Source organism: Saccharopolyspora erythraea NRRL 2338, from assembly GCF_000062885.1.
GTDB lineage: Bacteria > Actinomycetota > Actinomycetes > Mycobacteriales > Pseudonocardiaceae > Saccharopolyspora_D > Saccharopolyspora_D erythraea.
Genome location: NC_009142.1, coordinates 6,982,722 through 6,999,910 on the forward strand (window position 1 = coordinate 6,982,722; position 17,189 = coordinate 6,999,910).

The 17,189-nt window shown below is 72.5% G+C and carries 18 protein-coding genes; 5 read left to right on the forward strand and 13 right to left on the reverse strand.

Annotated features, from left to right (window positions below; translation table 11 throughout):
• Window positions 1–44 precede the first annotated feature (44 nt).
• Together SACE_RS29915 and SACE_RS29920 are read left to right on the forward strand one after the other, a co-directional pair.
• Window positions 45–1,016, forward strand: a complete 972-nt coding sequence (locus tag SACE_RS29915; RefSeq protein ID WP_009944321.1) for an ABC transporter substrate-binding protein — start codon at window positions 45–47, stop codon at window positions 1,014–1,016.
• Between the two features lie 211 nt (window positions 1,017–1,227).
• A complete protein-coding gene (locus tag SACE_RS29920; protein WP_009944320.1) occupies window positions 1,228–1,959 on the forward strand; it encodes an AAA family ATPase in 732 nt (243 codons plus the stop codon).
• An 18-nt stretch (window positions 1,960–1,977) separates the two neighbouring features.
• On the opposite strand, the gene SACE_RS29925 is transcribed toward SACE_RS29920, so the two are convergent.
• Both SACE_RS29925 and SACE_RS29930 read right to left on the reverse strand, forming a co-directional pair.
• Window positions 1,978–2,394, reverse strand: a complete 417-nt coding sequence (locus tag SACE_RS29925) for a TipAS antibiotic-recognition domain-containing protein (RefSeq protein WP_009944319.1) — start codon at window positions 2,392–2,394, stop codon at window positions 1,978–1,980.
• Between the two features lie 233 nt (window positions 2,395–2,627).
• Entirely contained in the window at window positions 2,628–2,870 is a 243-nt protein-coding gene (locus SACE_RS29930) for a hypothetical protein (protein WP_009944318.1), read from the reverse strand.
• A 159-nt stretch (window positions 2,871–3,029) separates the two neighbouring features.
• Here SACE_RS29930 and SACE_RS29935 point away from each other — a divergent pair, with 159 nt between their 5' ends.
• Window positions 3,030–4,358 carry a DNA polymerase IV gene (locus SACE_RS29935; protein WP_021341602.1) on the forward strand — a complete coding sequence of 443 codons (1,329 nt, stop codon included), beginning with the start codon at window positions 3,030–3,032 and terminating at the stop codon, window positions 4,356–4,358.
• Window positions 4,359–4,448: 90 nt separating this feature from the next.
• On the opposite strand, the gene SACE_RS29940 is transcribed toward SACE_RS29935, so the two are convergent.
• From SACE_RS29940 to SACE_RS29950, 3 genes are all read right to left on the reverse strand, one after another.
• Complete coding sequence (locus SACE_RS29940; protein ID WP_009944316.1) at window positions 4,449–5,231, reverse strand: hypothetical protein; 783 nt, start codon at window positions 5,229–5,231, stop codon at window positions 4,449–4,451.
• An 84-nt stretch (window positions 5,232–5,315) separates the two neighbouring features.
• Window positions 5,316–6,503 (reverse strand): acetyl-CoA C-acetyltransferase, encoded by a 1,188-nt coding sequence (locus tag SACE_RS29945; RefSeq protein ID WP_031334358.1) that lies wholly within the window; start codon window positions 6,501–6,503, stop codon window positions 5,316–5,318.
• A gap of 222 nt (window positions 6,504–6,725) precedes the next feature.
• Window positions 6,726–7,730 carry a hypothetical protein gene (locus tag SACE_RS29950; RefSeq protein WP_009944314.1) on the reverse strand — a complete coding sequence of 335 codons (1,005 nt, stop codon included), beginning with the start codon at window positions 7,728–7,730 and terminating at the stop codon, window positions 6,726–6,728.
• A 153-nt stretch (window positions 7,731–7,883) separates the two neighbouring features.
• On the opposite strand from SACE_RS29950, the gene mce reads away from it, so the two are divergent.
• Window positions 7,884–8,324, forward strand: a complete 441-nt coding sequence (mce, locus tag SACE_RS29955) for a methylmalonyl-CoA epimerase (protein ID WP_009944313.1) — start codon at window positions 7,884–7,886, stop codon at window positions 8,322–8,324.
• Between the two features lie 358 nt (window positions 8,325–8,682).
• Here the strand turns inward: mce and SACE_RS29960 are convergent, their stop codons facing one another.
• Window positions 8,683–9,345 (reverse strand): TetR/AcrR family transcriptional regulator, encoded by a 663-nt coding sequence (locus SACE_RS29960; protein ID WP_009944312.1) that lies wholly within the window; start codon window positions 9,343–9,345, stop codon window positions 8,683–8,685.
• A gap of 150 nt (window positions 9,346–9,495) precedes the next feature.
• Entirely contained in the window at window positions 9,496–9,843 is a 348-nt protein-coding gene (locus SACE_RS29965) for an SPW repeat protein (RefSeq protein WP_009944311.1), read from the reverse strand.
• Between the two features lie 465 nt (window positions 9,844–10,308).
• On the opposite strand from SACE_RS29965, the gene SACE_RS29970 reads away from it, so the two are divergent.
• The gene (locus SACE_RS29970) at window positions 10,309–12,078 is read left to right on the forward strand and encodes a coiled-coil domain-containing protein (protein ID WP_009944310.1); all 1,770 of its coding nucleotides are present in this window, start codon (window positions 10,309–10,311) and stop codon (window positions 12,076–12,078) included.
• A gap of 514 nt (window positions 12,079–12,592) precedes the next feature.
• Here the strand turns inward: SACE_RS29970 and SACE_RS29975 are convergent.
• The 6 genes from SACE_RS29975 to dhaL all read right to left on the reverse strand — a co-directional run bounded on the left by SACE_RS29975 (window position 12,593) and on the right by dhaL (window position 17,181).
• A complete protein-coding gene (locus SACE_RS29975) occupies window positions 12,593–13,402 on the reverse strand; it encodes an alpha/beta fold hydrolase (RefSeq protein WP_009944309.1) in 810 nt (269 codons plus the stop codon).
• Between the two features lie 59 nt (window positions 13,403–13,461).
• Window positions 13,462–14,211 (reverse strand): alpha/beta hydrolase, encoded by a 750-nt coding sequence (locus tag SACE_RS29980; protein WP_009944308.1) that lies wholly within the window; start codon window positions 14,209–14,211, stop codon window positions 13,462–13,464.
• A gap of 182 nt (window positions 14,212–14,393) precedes the next feature.
• The gene (locus SACE_RS29985; RefSeq protein WP_029621457.1) at window positions 14,394–14,708 is read right to left on the reverse strand and encodes a hypothetical protein; all 315 of its coding nucleotides are present in this window, start codon (window positions 14,706–14,708) and stop codon (window positions 14,394–14,396) included.
• A 9-nt stretch (window positions 14,709–14,717) separates the two neighbouring features.
• A complete protein-coding gene (locus SACE_RS29990) occupies window positions 14,718–15,716 on the reverse strand; it encodes a hypothetical protein (protein ID WP_009944306.1) in 999 nt (332 codons plus the stop codon).
• Between the two features lie 140 nt (window positions 15,717–15,856).
• Window positions 15,857–16,546, reverse strand: coding sequence for a dihydroxyacetone kinase phosphoryl donor subunit DhaM (gene dhaM, locus SACE_RS29995; RefSeq protein ID WP_009944305.1), 690 nt, complete (start codon window positions 16,544–16,546; stop codon window positions 15,857–15,859).
• Window positions 16,543–17,181 (reverse strand): dihydroxyacetone kinase subunit DhaL, encoded by a 639-nt coding sequence (gene dhaL, locus SACE_RS30000; RefSeq protein WP_011874992.1) that lies wholly within the window; start codon window positions 17,179–17,181, stop codon window positions 16,543–16,545. The genes dhaM and dhaL overlap by 4 nt, the downstream gene beginning before the upstream one ends.
• Window positions 17,182–17,189 lie beyond the last annotated feature (8 nt).

Sequence of the window (17,189 nt, forward strand, 5' to 3'; positions counted from 1 at the left end):
GACTTCGGCAGAGCTTTCGGCACAACGGCGTGTGGAGGTAATCGATGAGAAGGCACATCCTGGCGGTGGCGTCGGTGCTGCTGCTGGCCGGCTGCGGCTCGGGGCAGATCGGCGACACCGGTGGCGGCCAGACCGACCCGAACAACAGGAACCTCGCCCTGCTGACCGGGATGCGCGGCGAACCGTTCTACGTCTCCATGGAGTGCGCCGCGAAGCAGCAGGCCGCCGCCGCGGGCTACAACATCAACGCGCAGGCCCCGGAGAAGTTCGAGCAGGCCGAGCAGTCCCAGATGCTCACCGGCATCATCGGCACCCGGCCGGGTGCGGTGATCATCGCCCCCACCGACGACAAGGCGCTGGCCGCGCCGTTGCAGCAGGCCAAGAACAACGGCGTCCAGGTCGTGGAGGTCGACACCGCGCTGGAGGACCGCTCCATCGCCGTCGCGTCGCTGTCGTCGGACAACTACGCGGGCGGCAAGCTCGCCGCCCAGACCCTCGCACAGCTCACCGGCGGCAAGCCGGGCGCGGTGCTCGCGCTCAACACCAAGGCGGGCACCTCCACCACCGACGAGCGGGCCAAGGGCTTCGAGGAGGAGATCGCCAAGCACCCGAACCTGCGGCTGCTGCCGACCCAGTACACCGAGAACGAGCCCGCGACGGCGGCGCAGATCGTCTCGGCGACCCTGGCCGCCAACCCCGACCTGGTCGGGGTGTTCGCCACCAACCTCAACACCGGTGAGGGCGCGGGCACCGCGCTGGCCAACGCCGGGCGGTCGGGCCAGGTGCAGCTCGTCGGCTTCGACGCCAGCCCCAAGCAGGTCGAGGACCTGCGCAACGGGCGGGTGCAGGCGCTGATCGCGCAGGACCCGGCGGCCATCGGCCGCGAAGGCGTCGACCGCGCCATCGCGGCGATCAAGGGCCAGCCGGTCGAGCGGGAGACCAGGACCAACATGATCGCCATCACCAAGGACAACATGCAGGCGCAGTCCCAGTACTTCTACAAGTCGGAGTGCTGAGTTCGCCGGACACCTGCGCCCCCGCCGCGGCTAAGCGTGGCGGGGGCGTTCGCCGTCGGTGGGGCGGTTCCCGGTGGCGCGGACCTCAGGGGGCCGGTCGTCGGTGGCGGGCCGATGGTCGATGGCGGCCGGGGGCAGGCAGGCACTGAGGTTCCGCCACCCACACCGCCACGCAAACCACTTCTGAAACATTTCCTGGTAGGAAGGCCGGGTGCTCGTACGCCGCGCCTACATCCCGCGGGCCGACCGGCCCGACTCGTTCGATGTCTGGCCCTACACCGTGCCGTGCGTGGCCGAGCTCGCCGAGCGCGGGCTGGGCTTCGACTCGCCGGTCACCATGCTGGTCGGCGAGAACGGCTCGGGGAAGTCGACGCTGGTCGAGGCGATCGCCGAGGGGTTCAAGCTCGACTCGCACGGCGGCAAGGCAGGGCGCAAGTACGCCAACGACCGGCCTCGAACCCCGTTGGGCGAGGTCCTCAAGCTGGAGACCACCGCGGCGGGCGCGCGGATGCTTTCGGGTCCCCGCAACAGGAAGAAGGGCTTCTTCCTGCGCGCCGAGACGGCGTTCGGGCTGCTGAACAGCGTCAGCGGGCTCCCCGGCTACTGGGACGACGACACCGGCACCATGAGCCACGGCGAGGGCTTCCTGACCGTCTTCTCCGCGATGTTCCGCGAGCGCGGCTTCTACGTCCTCGACGAGCCCGAGGCCGCGCTGAGCTTCACCTCGTGCCTGCAACTGGTCGGCCTCATGCGCGAGCTCGCGCGAAGCGGGGCGCAGGTCGTCTGCGCCACCCACTCGCCGATCCTCGCCGCGACTCCGGGCGCCGACATCGTCGAGGTCGGCGAGCACGGCACGCGGCGCACCACGTGGGCCGACCTGGACGTGGTCGACCACTGGCGCCGCTACCTCACCGACCCCGACCTCTACCTGCGGCACATGTGACCCGGCCGCCGTCGCCGCTCAGCGCAGGCGGGACCAGGCGTAGGCCGTCATCGCGTCCCGCATGTAGGCGGCCATGCCGCGGGGCTTCTTGCGCTCGATGCGGTGGCGGAACTTGGGGTGGCTCACGTAGAGCGTGGCCAGGCGCAGGTAGGAGTCGCGGTCCGGGGTCCAGAAGTGGCAGATCCACCGGTAGTGGTCGTGGATGGCGTGCTGCGTGCGCGGGTCGTTGTCGGGGACACCGGTGCTGAACAGCTCCGCGATGCGGGCGCTGATGCGGTTCCAGTCGCGCCCGATCTGCTCGGGCGTCGGCTCCTGCGGCCTGCCGCCGACCACCCGGGTCGGCTGCGGCGTCATGTGACCGATCAGCGCGGTGCCGTCCTCCACCGCTTCGGCCTGGTCCAGGCCGGACCCCGGGTACGACTCCTGCGGCTGCACGACGTCCGCTCCTCCGTTCCACACGCGGCGAGGCCACCGAAATCGGACACGCGCGGTGACGCACACCACGCGCGCTCCAACTTCGGTGGCCACCTGTTCCGGGGAACAGTAACGGAGCGGAACGCGCATCGACGCCGGCTTGCCCGATCCGAGTCCCGGCTGTGATGACCCGTCAGCCAACCTGCCCGGGGCAGATCAGCGGGCGAGACGCGGAAGAGCCCGAGTGCTCCGCCTCAGTCCGGGACGGGCCCGTCTTCGCCGCTGTCGTCACGGGTGTCGGCAGCCACGTCGTCCTCTTCGGCGCCGGTCGACGCCTGCTCGGAAGGCTGCGCGGCGTCCTGGTTCGGCGGTGCGAGGAAGACCACACCGCGGTCGAGGTCCAGCGGCCCGCCCGGGTCGTGCTCGCGCCCGGGTGCGCCCTGGTCGCCCTCGTGCCTGAGCTTGCGGCCGGGGAAGAGTGCACCGACAAAGCCCATGGAGACCATCTCCGTCGGATCGGCGATCGCTGACCGGAGACACCATCCTCCGGAAGCACCATCCTACCGGCGGACCAGCCATCCGATTCGCGTTCAGCGGACCCGCCGGTCCGCCGTACCGGCTCCTGCGATGTCGGTCGCACACCGTTCAATGGAGTCATGCGGAGGTGGGTGCTGCACATGGACATGGACGCGTTCTTCGCGTCCGTGGAGCAGCTCACCCGGCCGACCGTCCGCGGGCGGCCCGTGCTCGTCGGCGGCCTCGGGCCGCGCGGCACGGTCGCCGGCGCCAGCTACGAGGCCCGCACCTACGGCGCTCGGTCGGCGATGCCGATGGCCGAGGCCCGGCGGCTCTGCCCGGTGGCGGTGGTGCTGCCGCCGCGGTTCCGGGTCTACTCGGCGGTCAGCGAGCGCGTGCTGGGCATCGTTCGCGACGTCTCCGAGGTGGTGCAGCAGGTGTCGATCGACGAGGCGTTCATGGAGCCCGCGGAGCTGGCCGGTGCCGAGCCCGCGACCGTCGAGCGCTTCGCGGCCCGGCTGCGGGAGCGGGTGCGGCGCGAGACCGGGGTGACCGCGTCGATCGGCGCCGGCTCCGGCAAACAGCTCGCCAAGATCGCCTCCGGCCTGGCCAAACCCGACGGCGCGCTGGTGGTGCCGCCGCAGGAGGAGATCGAGCTGCTGTCCGCGCTACCGGTGCGGAAGCTGTGGGGCATCGGGCCGGTCACCGAGGGGAAGCTGCACCGGATCGGCGTGCACACCATCGGCGAACTCGCCGCGCTGCACCTGGGCGACGTCACTTCCCTGCTCGGCCAGGCGCACGGCACCGAGCTGCACCGGCTCGCCCACGGCATCGACGACCACCCCGTGGAGGAGCGCGCGGAGGCCAAGCAGGTCAGCGCCGAGACGACGTTCGACGTCGACATCACCGACCAGGGGCGGCTGCTGGCCGAGGTCGCCGGGATGGCCGACAACGCGCACCGCAGGCTGGTCTCCTCCGGCCGCGCCGCCAAGACGGTGACCGTGAAGGTGCGCGACTCCGACTTCACCACCATCAGCCGCGCCGAGACGTTCGCGAGCGCCACCAGCGACGCCGCGACGCTCGCGGCTGCCGCGCGCAGGCTGACCTCGGTCGCGGTGCCGCCCGGCACCCCGATCCGGCTGGTCGGGGTCTCCTACTCCGGCCTGGCGAACTCCGAGCAGGAGGCGCTTTTCGAGAGCCCCGGTGCCGAGGTCGTGGTCAGCACCCAGTCGGTCGAGCACACCCAGGTACCCGAGGCCGCGCCGACGGCGCGGGGTTGGCGGGCGGGCGACGACGTCCGGCACGACGAGCACGGGCACGGCTGGGTGCAGGGAGCCGGGCTGGGACGGGTCACGGTGCGGTTCGAGACCGCGACCACCGGTCGCGGCGTGGCGCGCACGTTCGCCTCGGACGAACCGCTGCTCCACCCGGGCGACCCGCTCGACAGCCTCGGTTGGCAGTCGGACTGAGGAGCGCGCCGCGCCTCGACGGCCGCCGAGAAGGTGTTTCAGCCGCTGCGGTGCGGGACTCAGCCCGCACCGCTTCGCAAGCGGCCCCGGTCAGGTTGCCGTCGGCGCGGGCAGCTCGCGCTTGTAGTGCCCGACCCACTTGCGCGGCGCCACCGTCTGCACGGCGTGCTCGACCGAACGCGCCAGCTTGCTGAACGGCGGCAGGTGGAAGCGGTACCGCTCGCCGGGCAGGCCGGGCATCGACGGCGGCTCCTCGATCCGCCAGCGGTCGAACTCCGGGTGCCGGGCGGCGAAGCCGGCGTCGGCCGGGTAGAACTCCAGCGCCACCCTGCGGTCCGGCGGCACCGGCCGGTTGTGCTGGATCCACGGCAGGGTGCCCACGCCCACGGCCGCGATCTCGTCCCACGACACGCCCACGACCTCACCGCGCGTGCGGGCGTAGAAACCGCCGCGGTCGAACAGGAAACCCCGGCTGCTGAGCATGCCCCGCGACGAGGTGGCGAACCACAGGAAGATCACGCCGAACACGAGCTGCCAGATCCACATGCCGACCGTGGAGCCCTTGTTGGCCAGCGTCGCCGCGCACAGCACGGTGAGCAGACCGCTGATGCCGCCACCGATCAGCAGCGTGCGGAAGCTGCTCGCGCTGACGTCGACGTCCTGCGCGTCGGCGCCCAGCACCACCGGCACCGCCCGGCCCGGCGGTGGCGCGGAGTGCGGCGGCTGCGCGCGGACGGTCCGGTCCTCACCCCGCGCGGACTGCTCGGAGGTGTAGCGCGCGGTGCCCCGGTCACCGACCTCGCCCCGAGGCACCGTCTTGCGCGCGTCGTTCGCCGAGTCGGCCCGCTGCCATCCGCCTGGAAGCCACTTCATGGCCCCCAGGGTAGCGGCGACCCGTCCAGTTGATCATGTTCCTACCCGGATTTCCGGGTTCGGTCAGGGTTTCCCCGAGTCCGGTCAGCTCCGAGGCACGCGCACGACGAGCGCGTCGCCCTGACCGCCGCCGCCGCACAGGGCCGCCGCGCCGGTTCCGCCGCCGCGGCGCTTGAGCTCCAGCGCCAGGTGCAGGGCGAGCCGGGCGCCCGACATGCCGATCGGGTGACCGAGGGCGATCGCGCCACCGTTGACGTTGACCTTGTCCTCGCCGAGGCCCAGCGCCTTGCTGGAGACCACGCCGACCGCGGCGAACGCCTCGTTGATCTCGACGAGGTCGAGCGCGCCGGGCTCGATGCCCTCCTTGGCGCAGGCCGCCCTGATCGCGTTCGACGGCTGCTCGTGCAGGCTGGCGTCGGGGCCGGAGACCACACCGTGCGCGCCGATCTCGGCCAGCCAGGTCAGGCCCAGCTCCTCGGCCTTGGCCTTGCTCATGACCACCACGGCGGCGGCACCGTCGGAGATCTGCGAGGCCGAGCCCGCGGTGATCGTGCCGTCGGGCGCGAACGCCGGACGCAGCTTGGCCAGACCCTCGGCGGTGGTGTCCGGGCGAACGCCCTCGTCGGTGTCGACCACGACCGGGTCGCCCTTGCGCTGCGGCACGGTGACCGGCGCGATCTCCTCGGCGAACACGCCCGAGTTCGCCGCCGCGCCCGCCCGCTGGTGCGAGCGGGCGGCGAAGGCGTCCTGCTCCTCGCGGGTGATGCCGTAGCGGGAGTTGTACTTCTCGGTCGACGCGCCCATCGCGACCTGGTCGAACGCGCAGAACAGGCCGTCGTGGGCCATGTGGTCCAGCATCTGCACGTCGCCGTACTTGAAGCCCTCGCGCGACTTGCCGAGCAGGTGCGGCGCCTGGGTCATCGACTCCTGGCCGCCCGCGACCACGATCTCGAACTCGCCCGCGCGGATGAGCTGGTCGGCCAGCGCGATCGCGTCGAGGCCGGACAGGCAGACCTTGTTGATCGTCAGGGCCGGGACGTCCATCGGGATGCCCGCCGCGACCGCCGCCTGCCGGGCGGGGATCTGCCCGGCGCCCGCGGTCAGCACCTGGCCCATGATCGTGTACTGCACCTGCTCGGGCTCGACCCCGGCGCGCTCCAGGGCGGCCTTGATCGCCACCCCGCCGAGCTGGGCGCCGGAGAAGTCCTTGAGCGAGCCGAGCAGCCGCCCCATCGGGGTGCGCGCCCCGGCCACGATCACAGAAGTTCCCACCGCTGCCTCCCGGTCCGTTCGTCGACGTGCTGCGTTGCCGCGTCGCACCACCATCATGGGGTCTCGGACGCACTGGGGACCATACCCAGCGTGGCACGCCGTGCCGCTTGTGAGGACGCCCACAGAGCGGGACGCGCTGGGACTGGTGCTGACACCAGGCCGCGCTTGACCTCGGTGAGCCGCCCGCACCCCGACGGCGCGGGCGGCTCTCCGAGGCGCCGGTCAGCAGTTGCCGCGTCCCGCGGTCGTGTCGCACAGCGTCGTCTCGTCGGCCCACGAGAGCTTGCTGCGCGCGTTCACGCCGAGCTCGCGCGAGGCGGAGACGTCGCCGCTCGCCCCGGAGTCGCCCTTGAGCCAGTAGCGGACCTCGTAGTCCTTGCCGCCCTCGGCGTAAGTGAAGACGTAGAACGGCGCGGGCACCGGTGCGGGCCCGAAGTCCGGCGAGGTCCAGGCGTCCTCGCCCTCGGCCTTGGCCGGATCGACGTACAGGCAGTCGTACTGGGCTCCCTCGTAGGTGCACTTGCGCGGTTCGGCGCCGCCGTAGCGGCCCACGCCGTCCACCTTGGTCACCTGCTGCGAGCCGAGCCGCTGGAAGATCTTCTCGCAGGCGCCGCCGTCGCAGGCGTGCCAGTCCTTCCAGGCCGCGGAGCGGGCCGACGCCGTCGACGCGCCGCCGTTCACCGCGTCGCAGAACTTGCCGAGCATGTAGGGCGCCATCTTCTCGGCCGCCGTCACCGAGTCGATCGCGGTTGCCGCGGTCTCCTTCGCGCCGAGCCCCGCCGAGTCGAGCTGCCAGATGCCCACGCCGGGGTTGAAGAACAGCCCGTCGGCGCGCTGCTCGGGATCGGCCAGCGACGCCTGGTCGTCGTACCGGGAAAGAGTCATGGGCGAGGGCGGCTCGCCCGACCCAGCCACCTCCGGCCAGGTGGTGGCCAGCGTCAGGTTGGTCGCCGCCTCGGCGCTGACCTGGCATTCCGCCTGCTCGACGGCCTTGGCGGCGGCGGCCTGGACCGCGGCGTAGGGCTCGGCGCCGAACTGCAGCGGCGCGTTCTCGGCCACCCACGCCCGTTCGCGTTTCAGCCGGACTTCCTCGGGATTCTCCCCGCCACCGCCCGAGATGGTCCCGTCCGCCCCGGCAGCCGAGGCGACCGGCGCGAACACCGTGGTGGCCCCCAGCAGAACGGCGAGCAGGACGGAGCACGGGCGGACAGGTTGCTTGGTAACCATAGTGCCCCCTTCGGTCGTGAATTATCGACATGCTCGTTCGGGACGTGCTCGTCGAACTCCACCGATCGGGGCAACTCGATCAAGGAAAGAGACTGTTCATTTGCCGCTTTTCACCTGTTTCCCGCCACATCGGACGCGGGCTAGGCTCGCGGCATGCACGAGGACCTGAGCGGGCTGGTGACCGCCATCGACCACGTCGGCATCGCGGTGCCCGACCTGGACGCAGCCATCGAGTTCCAGCGGCGGACCTTCGGCCTGGAGGTCGCCCACATCGAGGTCAACGAGGAGCAGGGCGTGCACGAGGCGATGCTGCGCGCGCCCGGCGACGCCTCGGGTGCCACGCAGATCCAGCTGCTCGCACCGATGCGGGACGACTCGGCGATCGCGAAGTTCATCGGCCGCAGCGGGCCCGGCCTGCAGCAGCTCGCCTACCGCGTCACCGACGTCGAGGCGGCCTCGGAGGCGTTGCGCGCCAAGGGTTTTCGACTGCTCTACGACTCGCCGCGGCGCGGTACCGCCGACAGCCGCATCAACTTCGTGCACCCGAAGGACGCGGGCGGCGTGCTCGTGGAACTGGTCGAGCCGGCGCAGTAACGACACGGCGTGCCGCGGCGCGTAGCGGCGCGGCGGAGATCCGTAGCGGCGCGGGGATGCGGCGCGGCGCGGCGGCGCGGCGGGATGCGGCGGCACTCCGATGTGGACACCGTGGAGGATTGCGTCGTGAATTTCCGTCCGCGACGCCGGACTGCGGCCTCAACGCGGAAGCGTGACACGCGAAAGTGCGCGACACCGTGCTTCCGATGACCGAGCGTGCGGTAAACCCTCTCGGGAGCGCGCGAGCGTGTTAGCACGGAAGCATGGCGCGCGGCTCGACCGCGCCGTGCGAGCAGCGCCGCACGAGAGCCGCGGCAACGCGAGCGCCGCCGCATGACCACCGCGAGAACGGCATGGGTCAGGCGGGCTTCGGGGCCTTCGTCATCCCGCCGACGCTGAGTTCCAGAGCGCGCGCGATGAAGCCGATCTCGCGCTCCAGTTCGTCGTCGTGCTCTCCCCGGCGCGCGACGGCGTGCCGGTAGTTGATCAGCCGCGCGAAGAGCATCGCGGCGGTGTCCACGTCGCCGCCCTTGCGTCCGGTCGGCAGCGCCGCCTCCATCACCCGCCTGACCTGGTCCACGACGGCCTGGAAGCGCGTCTGCAACGCCTCCCGCAACGCGACGTGGGTGTCGGCCTCGCGCCACAGCAGGTGGCTCAGCAGCAGCGACGACTCCAGCCGCGTGTCGAACTCGAGCACCAGCCTGCGCAGGCTGCCCGCGACGTCACCGCGCACCGCGACCCCGTCGGACTCGACCGCCTCCTCCGGCAACCGGTCGACCAGCGCGGTCAGCAGGTCCTGCTTGTGGCGGAAGTAGTAGTGGATCAGTCCTTTGGGCACCTGCGCCCGCTCGGCGATCCGGGAGGTCGGCGTCGCGTCGAAGCCGTGCTCGGCGAACAGCTCACCTGCCGCCGTGAGGATCCGCTCGCGCGCACCCACCTCCTGGTCCGTACCGCCGGCTCCGGGTTCGTCCGCTTTGGACCTCCGGCCCGCCGCGTTCGCCGCACCTGGTCCCCGTGCCATCGGCGCGACCTCCAGCCTCCGGGCATCCGGTGTGGAGCTCCTTCGCCTGCCGCTGCATCGCATGCAGCCCTGGAAAGTCGCCGTCCGCCGAGGTGCGGCGCGGCCCGGAGTGCGCCCGGACCGCGCCGACCTCGCTCGGACGCCCCTGCGTCAGTGCTGTCCGGCCACTCCCCGCTGGTGCGCGGCGTTGGCCTCGGGGAGCGCGGCGGCACCGGCGATCACGGCCAGCACGCCGACCACCCAGGAGGTCCACGCGGCGCCCATGTAGTCGGTGTAGCCCAGTGCCCAGGGCGAGATGAACAGCAGGACTCCGAGCAGCATGTGGGCGTACTCGCTGGTCATCGAGCCCGGCATGGCCAACGACCACACGCTGGCGATCACCAGCAGCGCGCCCAGCACGATCATCGCCGACATCGCGTTGCCGTTGGTGGACGTCCACAGCGTCGCGAGCACGAGGTAGGCACCCAGCACCACGCCGACCCAGTCCTGCCACCGCATCCACGGCTTCGCAGTCGCTCCTTCGGACCTACTGGCCACGTCGATCACCTCCACAGACGGGATGTCCTACTCCAAATGGTCGTATTGGTTGGCCAGCCGGTCAAGACTCCCTGAACGGGTATTTTTCCCCGTTTGAGCGGCGAATCGCGTCCATCCGACACTCGACTACGTACTGCGTTCGACGGCACGGGCACCCGATTGGTACTAGTCCAAACGGACTAGCCCTGCACGCTTGGTCATCGCCCCGGGAGCGCGCTCCGAAGCCCTGTGGGGCGAAAGGCCCAATCCGATCGGACCACCGGTCCGCGACCGCTTCCGACAGCCCTACGGCACCCGGCGGACGGGCGCCGCCACACCGCCGTGGCCGCCGCTCGTCGCCCACCTGGAGACGTGCGCGCCACGAAATCCGGTCATCAGGCCCACACCTCCCACAACACGGCCGAGTTCCAGGTAGCGTTGAGTGCCATGGGCCTTGCCGACGACCGTGACCTGCTACCACTGGGATCAGGCTTCGACCTCGCTCGAAAGAACGGGTACGACCGCGCACAGGTCGACGAACACCTGGAGCGAATCGACGCCGATCTCCGGATCCTCACCGCCGACCGGGATGCCGCCGTCTCCCAGGCGAACGATCTGTCCAAGCAGCTGGAGTCGGCGCGTTCGGAGATCGAGAACCTGCGCGGCCAGGTCGAGCGGCTGTCCAAGCCCCCGACAACGCTGGAGGGGCTCAGCGAGCGGTTGCAGCGCATGCTGCGGCTGGCCCAGGACGAGGCCAACGACATCCGCGCCCGCGCGGAGAAGGACGCCGCCGAGACGCGCGCCCGCTCCGAGGCCGAGGCGAGCAACCTGCGCACCCGCTACGAGAAGCTGATCGCCGAGGTCGACCAGCGGCGCGGTGAGATGGAGACCGAGCACCGCGCGCTGATGGACAAGGCCAAGGCCGAGGCCGAGCGGATCACGCGGGAGGCCGAGGAGAACCGCAAGCGCGCGGACGAGGAGTCCGAGGCGCGGCGGGTCCAGGTCGAAGAGGACTTCGAGATCGCCATGGCGGCCCGGCGGACCGAGTCCATGCGCACCCTCGCCGAGCAGGAGGCGACCAGCAAGGCCGACGCCGAGCGCCGCGTCCGCGAGGCCACCGAGGAGGCCAACCGGCGCCTGCGCGAGGGCACCAACGAGGCGCACCGGCGGGTCCGCGAGGCGACCGACGAGGCGAACCGGCTGGTCAGCGATGCCACCGCGAAGGCGGAGAAGCTCACCCGCGAATCCACCGAAGCCGCCGAGAAGCGCGAGCGCGAGTCCACCGACGCCGCGACGCGCCGCGAGCAGAAGTCGCAGCAGGTGGCCGAGCGGATGGTCCGGGAGGCCACCGACAAGTCCGAGCTGATGGTCAAGGAGTGCACCGAGGAGGCCACCCGGCTCATCGACGACGCCAGGCGCGAGAGCAAGCGGCTGGTCGACGAGGCGACCCAGGAGCACAAGCGGCTGCTGGACGAGGCCGACCGGGAGAGCAGGCGCCTGGTCGACGAGGCGCGCAAGGACGCCGAGCGGCGGCTGGGCGCGACGACCGAGGAGGTCCAGCGCAGGCTCACCAAGGCCGACGAGCAGGTGCACTCGCTCACCGAGCTGCGCGACACCGTCGCGGCGAAGCTGCGCGACGCCGCCGGCCTGCTCGGCCAGACCACTCCGCTGCTGGAGCGGCTGGCCGAGGAGGACACCGAGGAGGCCAAGCTGCGGGAGGCCGCGGCCGAGGCGCGCGAGCACGCGCGCAAGGTCGCCGAGGCAAACGTCGCGGCCGACCGGCCCGGCGGCTCGGGCCCGGAGGGCGCGACCGGTGCCTCCGCCAACGGCGGCCCGTCCGGCAACGGCGGCGCGTCGGCCAACGGTGGTGCCGCGGGCAATGGCGGAAACGGTGGCGGTGCGGCGAACTCCGGACACGGCGGCGCGCAGTCCCAGCAGCCTTCCCAGGGCAAGGCCAAGCCCACGGGGCAGGTGAAGCCGGTGGGGCCGACTGGAGCCTCGCAGCCTGGAACTCCGCAGACCGGGCCCGCCAAGCAGGAGGCGGCCAAGACCACCGCCGACGACGGTCCGACCGAGAAGATCCAGCGCGGCGCCTTCCAGGGCGGGACCAACCCGCACGACCCGCCGACCCGGCGGATCCAGCTCCCGGTGCCCGACGGCACGGCCGGCAAGGGCGGACCGGCCAAAGTGGACAAGCGGTCCCGGCCGGGCGGCTGACCCGCCGCCCAGGCCGGGCGACCGGTCGAAGTCCCGGACGGGCGCCCAGGCCCAGGCTCGTCCGGCGCGACTACCGGCCCCCCGGCCGGGATGGACCCTCGCTGACACGCAGCGCGGTCCCGGAAAGCTCAGGCCGCCAGGCCGGTCGCCAACGCGCATCCGGCCTGGCGGCCAAGCATTTGGACCGGCCGCCGAACCGTCCGGACCGCTGACGTATGCGGCGGCAAGACCAGCCGGCGGGATCGGCGGCCGACAATCCTCGCCAGCGGCCGAACCCGCCCGGCCCGCTCCCTGATCGGCCACACCAGTCGAACCGGCGGCGGCCGAACAACCTTGGCCGTCCACCAGACCCGACGTGGCCGCTCCGAGCTCAGCCGGACCACTCGAACCGGCGGCAGCCGAAGCTATCCGGACCAGCGACCGGAGTGGACGTGCCCCGCGACCTGATCGGCCCGACCGGCGGCCAAAGGCCATCCGGACCGGCGGCTGGACCTATGACCTATGTGCCCGCGGGTTAGGAGATCCGGCCGAGCCAGGAGGCGACGGCCTCGCTGAAGGCGGCCGGGGTCTCGACCGGCGAGAGGTGCCCGGCCCCGGGGATGCGCACGAGTTCGGCGTTGGGCAGCGTTCCCGCGAGTTCCGCCGCGCTGTCGGGCGGGGTCATGACGTCCTCCTCGCCCACGACAACCAGCACCGGACCGCTGTATCCGCGCAGCAGCTCGGTGCTGTCCGGGCGGTCGGCCATCGCGCGTTGCGCCCACGCGACGCCCTCCGGCGGCTGGGTCTCGATGATGTCGCGGACCTCGTTGACGACCTCGAGGCGGTCGGCGCGGGTGGTGGTGCCGAGGACGTTCGGCAGCGTGCTCTCCGACAGCCACCCGTCGGTGCCCTCGCGTTCGGCGCGGTCGGCCGCGCTCAGCCGGTTCGCGCGCTGCTCCTCGTTGTCGGTGACGGCCTTGGTGTCGGCCAGCACCAGCCCGGCGACGCGCTCGGGCGCGGCGCGCAACACCGCCATCGCCACGTAGCCGCCCATCGAGCAGCCGCCCAGCACGACCCGCTCCAGACCCAGCTCGTCGAGCAGGGCGATGACGTCGGCCGCCGCGGCGGCCATGCTCGGCCGGTCCCGCACGACGGGACCGGCGGGCTCGTCGACACCGGTGGAGGCGCCGTGCAGCGCGCTCTCGCCCAGCCCGCGCTGGTCGGGGGCGATGACTCTGGCGTGCTCCTCCAACGACGTCCGCGCCGCGTTCCACATGCGCGCGTCGACCGGGAAGGCGTGCAGCAGTACCAGTGGAGTTCCGACTCCGGATTCGATGAAATGCACGAGCCCCATCCTGCCGGAGACGCGCCGCCGTCGCGGCCCTGCGCCTGTGCGCCGGGGGATCAGGACTCGACGATGGTGACCTGCCGGGTCTCCGACGGGCCGTCCCAGGTCCGGGGCAGCGGCGTCGGGACGTCGGGCGCCACCGCGCCCGCGATCGCGTCGAGCGCGTCCTCGGCCTTGCCGACCCACAGGTGCTTGGTGTCGGGGAAGCCGGTGACCTGGGCCTGCGGGATCGCGGCGAACCGGCGCCGGGCCTCGTCCGGACGCAGGTAGTCGTCGTACTCCGGGATGAGCGCGTGCACCGGTTTGCCCGACTCCGCCCACGCGCGCAGGTCGTCCTCGGTGCTCCAGCGCAACGGCGGCGAGATCAGCACCGCGCCCCGCACCAGCGGGTCGAGGCCGTGCACGAGGGTCAGGTCGGTACCGAACGACCAGCCGACCAGCCACACGTTCGGCAGGTCGCTGAACTCGGCGTACTCCAGTGCCGCCGCGACGTCGAAACGCTCGGACTTGCCGCCGTCGAAACTGCCCTCGCTGCGGCCGGCCTCGCTGGCTGTGCCCCGCGTGTTGAACCGCAGCACAGCGAGATCGGCCAACGCCGGCAACCGCCAGGCGGCCTTGCGGAAGATGTGCGAGTCCATCATGCCGCCGTGAGTGGGCAGCGGGTGCAGGCAGACCAGGGTGGCCTTCGGCTCGCCGCTCTCCGGCAGCGCCAGCTCGCCGACCAGCTTGAGATCGTCGGCGGTGTGCAGCGTGATCGGCTCGCGCCGGGCCGGCAGCACCGTGTTCGCGCGGATCGGAGTACTCATCGCCTCGATCCTGCCACGAACGGGTGGCGCGCACGGTGTGATGTGCGGCCGTGCCGGATCCGCGCGTCGGCAGAAGCCACCGGCGGCGCTGACCAGGCGTTCGTGTCGGCTGCGGAAAAGTCGTGCCCGTCGTCACAACGGCCACGGCGGCATGCGGCGCTAGCGCCGAGACGGTGCGCGGGTCACGACCACCGGCGGGTCGGTCCGCGGCGGCTGCGGGCGTTCCAGCAGCCGGTGTGCCAGTGCCTGCGGTCGTCCACGCCGCCGTGGTCGGCCGCGGGCCAGGCCACCACGTGCCCGATGCCGGCGCGGATCTCGTGGTCGCAGCCGGGGCACCGGTAGTCCTTCGTCGCCTGGGCGGCCGGGACGGTGCGGACCATCCAGTCGCCGTCCGGGCCCTCCTCCACGCGCGACCAACCGAAACCGGTGCCCATCGGACGTGCACCGCCGCCGGTGGCAGGCCCGTTCGGGCGACGGGGACGGTTTCGGCGGGGCATGGCCCCACGTTAACCGCTGCCTCCCGACGAGGGCAGACGCGGCCATGCCGACTGCGCCAGGCCCCTGGCGTACTCGCACGCCTCGATGCCGTCCGCGCCCGGGACCGCCACGACCAGCATCGCCACCTCCACCTGCCGCCCGGCCGGGTCGCCGAAGGGGATGTGGCCGGTCTCGGCCGAGCACAGCGGCACGCTCGGGTCGCCGCCGACGATGCTGACGACCGTGCGGCGTCCGGCGATCTCCTCCTCCACCGCCGCCCCGTGCAGCACCCTGGGCGGGTCTCCCGCGGTGTGCACGAGCCGCACCCGGGGCGACTCCGCGTTCTGCTCGCCCCACTGGCACTGGTGACGAGCCGGGGTGGATCGCGGCTGGGTCTGTTCGAGGCCGGGAACCTCGTGCACGACCGCGGAGTCCAGCACGGTGCACGGGTCGACGACGGCCAGCGAGTCCGGCGGGTAGGCGCGGTGCCCGGCCCGGTGCTGCTGCATCGCCCCGACCGCGGCGTCCGCACCGGTCTCGGCGACCGCGCACAGTCCCGCACCGGGATCGCCGCTGAGGAGGTCGGCGCTGACCCGCATCGCGATGCCGTCGTCGAACAGCACGTCCCGCGCGCAGTGCCCCGGCAGCGGGGGTTCCTGGCGGACGCGGAACTGCCCACGCGCCACGACCGGTGCCCCGCCGCCGGGCTGGTCCGGTGTGGACTCGGCCAGCTCACCCACCGCGACCTGCACCACCGAGCCGTCTGCCAGCTGGACGCGGTGCAGGCAGTAGTCGAGCGAGACCGTCCCGGCGTCGGTGACCTGACCGAACCGGGCCAGCGCAGCCGGGTCGGCGACCGAGCAGGGGTCGAAGGTGCGCAGGTCTCCGAGCACGCCGGCCGATGACGCGGACGGCTTCCCGCCGCCCGCCACCGGGCCCGAACCGGCCGGGCCGCCGACGCATCCGGCGAGCACGAGCAGTCCGGCGATGAGCAGGGCCATCCAGCGGAAGCGGGGACGCGGCGGCATCAGCTCAGCCTAACCTCGCGACACCCGAACGGGTACTGGTCGGACGAGCCGGAACCGCTGCGACTTCCGCCACGCGAACCTCCGGCGCGACAAGGAGATTCGAGGAGGGACCGCGCGTCGGCAGGCCCCTCCCGCGACTGCTACTCGTCGAAGTTGCGGGACGCCAGGTCGAGGATGCGCTGCACGGCTTCCCGGGCGTCGGGACCGCTCGCGCGCAGCACGATCCGGTGCCCCTTGCGCGCTCCGAGCCCCATCACGCCGAGAACGCTCGCGGCGTCGGCCTCCTTGTCCCCGAGCGAGATCGTGACGTCGGTGTCGAGACCGGTCAGGCACCGGGCCACCAGCGCGGCCGGACGCGCGTGCAGACCGACCTCGTTGGCCAGCTCCAGTTCCTCGCGGACTTCCTCCTGCGGCGGGGCCTCGGCTTCCCCGCCTCCGCCCGCCAGCTCCGAGGGCCCGCCCGCGGTCTGCACCGCCTCGACGACGGCCTTGAGGTCCTTGCCGCCCTGCGCGGCGACCGCGCCCGCCACCGCGCCCTCGACCAACGGCCCGTCGGCCACGATCGCGGTCCGCGGGTCGCCCAGCGACTCGACGGCCAGTTCCGCGACCATCTGCGCGCTTCCCAGGTCGTAGAGCAGCACGGCGCCCGCGCCGGTGTCGGCGTCGGAAAGCGCGGCGGACACCCGTTCGAAGTCGGTGCCGACGCTGCCGTCGTCGAGCCCGCCCGCGGCGACGACCCGCACCTCCGGAGCCATCTGCCGGGCCAGCTCCACGACGCCCTCGGCGAGCTTCTCGCTGTGGGAGACGATCACGAGTCCGACGGTCTTCATCGTCCGCCCCTCGCCGCCTCGGAGAACGCCGACAGCAGCAACGCCGTCGACCGCGCCCCCGGATCGATGTGGCCTGCACTGCGCTCGCCGAGGTAGGAGGCCCGGCCCTTGCGCGCGACCAGCGGCTCGGTCGCCTGCGCGCCGACGTGGGCGGCTTCTGCGGCCACCGACAGCACCTTCACCGGCCCCTCGCCCGCGTCGGCCGCGGCCTTGGCGGCGTCGACCGCGGGCGAGAGCGCGTCGATCATCGTCTTGTCGCCCGTGACGGCCTTGCCGCGCGCCGCGACACCCTCCATCCCCGCCTTGAGCGCGGCGGCGACGGCCGGGCCGTCGAGCTCCGCGGCGTCGCCGACCGCCGCCGCGGCCCGCAGGAACGCCGTGCCGTACAGCGGACCGGACGCCCCGCCGACGGTCGAGATCAGCACCGTGGCCACCATCTTCAGCACCGCACCCGGTGTCTCGGGCGCGGCGGTGTCCACCTTGGACACGACGGCGCGGAAGCCGCGGTCCATGTTCTCGCCGTGGTCGGCGTCGCCGATCTCCCGGTCGAGCCGGATCAGCTCCTCCCGGTGCGCCGCCACGATCTCGGCGCCGGCGCGCAACGCGGCGACGACGTCCTGTGCTGTGCAACCCATCAGGTCCA

Bases quoted from the DNA above. Each gene is read 5' to 3' on its own strand.
- dhaM (WP_009944305.1), bottom strand. From the start codon at position 16,546: ATGAAGACCGTCGGACTCGTGATCGTCTCCCACAGCGAGAAGCTCGCC.
- SACE_RS29980 (WP_009944308.1), bottom strand. From the start codon at position 14,211: ATGAGTACTCCGATCCGCGCGAACACGGTGCTGCCGGCCCGGCGCGAG.
- SACE_RS29985 (WP_029621457.1), bottom strand. From the start codon at position 14,708: ATGCCCCGCCGAAACCGTCCCCGTCGCCCGAACGGGCCTGCCACCGGC.
- SACE_RS29935 (WP_021341602.1), top strand. From the start codon at position 3,030: ATGCGGAGGTGGGTGCTGCACATGGACATGGACGCGTTCTTCGCGTCC.
- SACE_RS29965 (WP_009944311.1), bottom strand. From the start codon at position 9,843: ATGCGGTGGCAGGACTGGGTCGGCGTGGTGCTGGGTGCCTACCTCGTG.
- dhaL (WP_011874992.1), bottom strand. From the start codon at position 17,181: ATGGGTTGCACAGCACAGGACGTCGTCGCCGCGTTGCGCGCCGGCGCC.
- SACE_RS29970 (WP_009944310.1), top strand. From the start codon at position 10,309: ATGGGCCTTGCCGACGACCGTGACCTGCTACCACTGGGATCAGGCTTC.
- SACE_RS29960 (WP_009944312.1), bottom strand. From the start codon at position 9,345: ATGGCACGGGGACCAGGTGCGGCGAACGCGGCGGGCCGGAGGTCCAAA.
- SACE_RS29930 (WP_009944318.1), bottom strand. From the start codon at position 2,870: ATGGGCTTTGTCGGTGCACTCTTCCCCGGCCGCAAGCTCAGGCACGAG.
- SACE_RS29990 (WP_009944306.1), bottom strand. From the start codon at position 15,716: ATGCCGCCGCGTCCCCGCTTCCGCTGGATGGCCCTGCTCATCGCCGGA.
- SACE_RS29940 (WP_009944316.1), bottom strand. From the start codon at position 5,231: ATGAAGTGGCTTCCAGGCGGATGGCAGCGGGCCGACTCGGCGAACGAC.
- SACE_RS29950 (WP_009944314.1), bottom strand. From the start codon at position 7,730: ATGGTTACCAAGCAACCTGTCCGCCCGTGCTCCGTCCTGCTCGCCGTT.
- mce (WP_009944313.1), top strand. From the start codon at position 7,884: ATGCACGAGGACCTGAGCGGGCTGGTGACCGCCATCGACCACGTCGGC.
- SACE_RS29915 (WP_009944321.1), top strand. From the start codon at position 45: ATGAGAAGGCACATCCTGGCGGTGGCGTCGGTGCTGCTGCTGGCCGGC.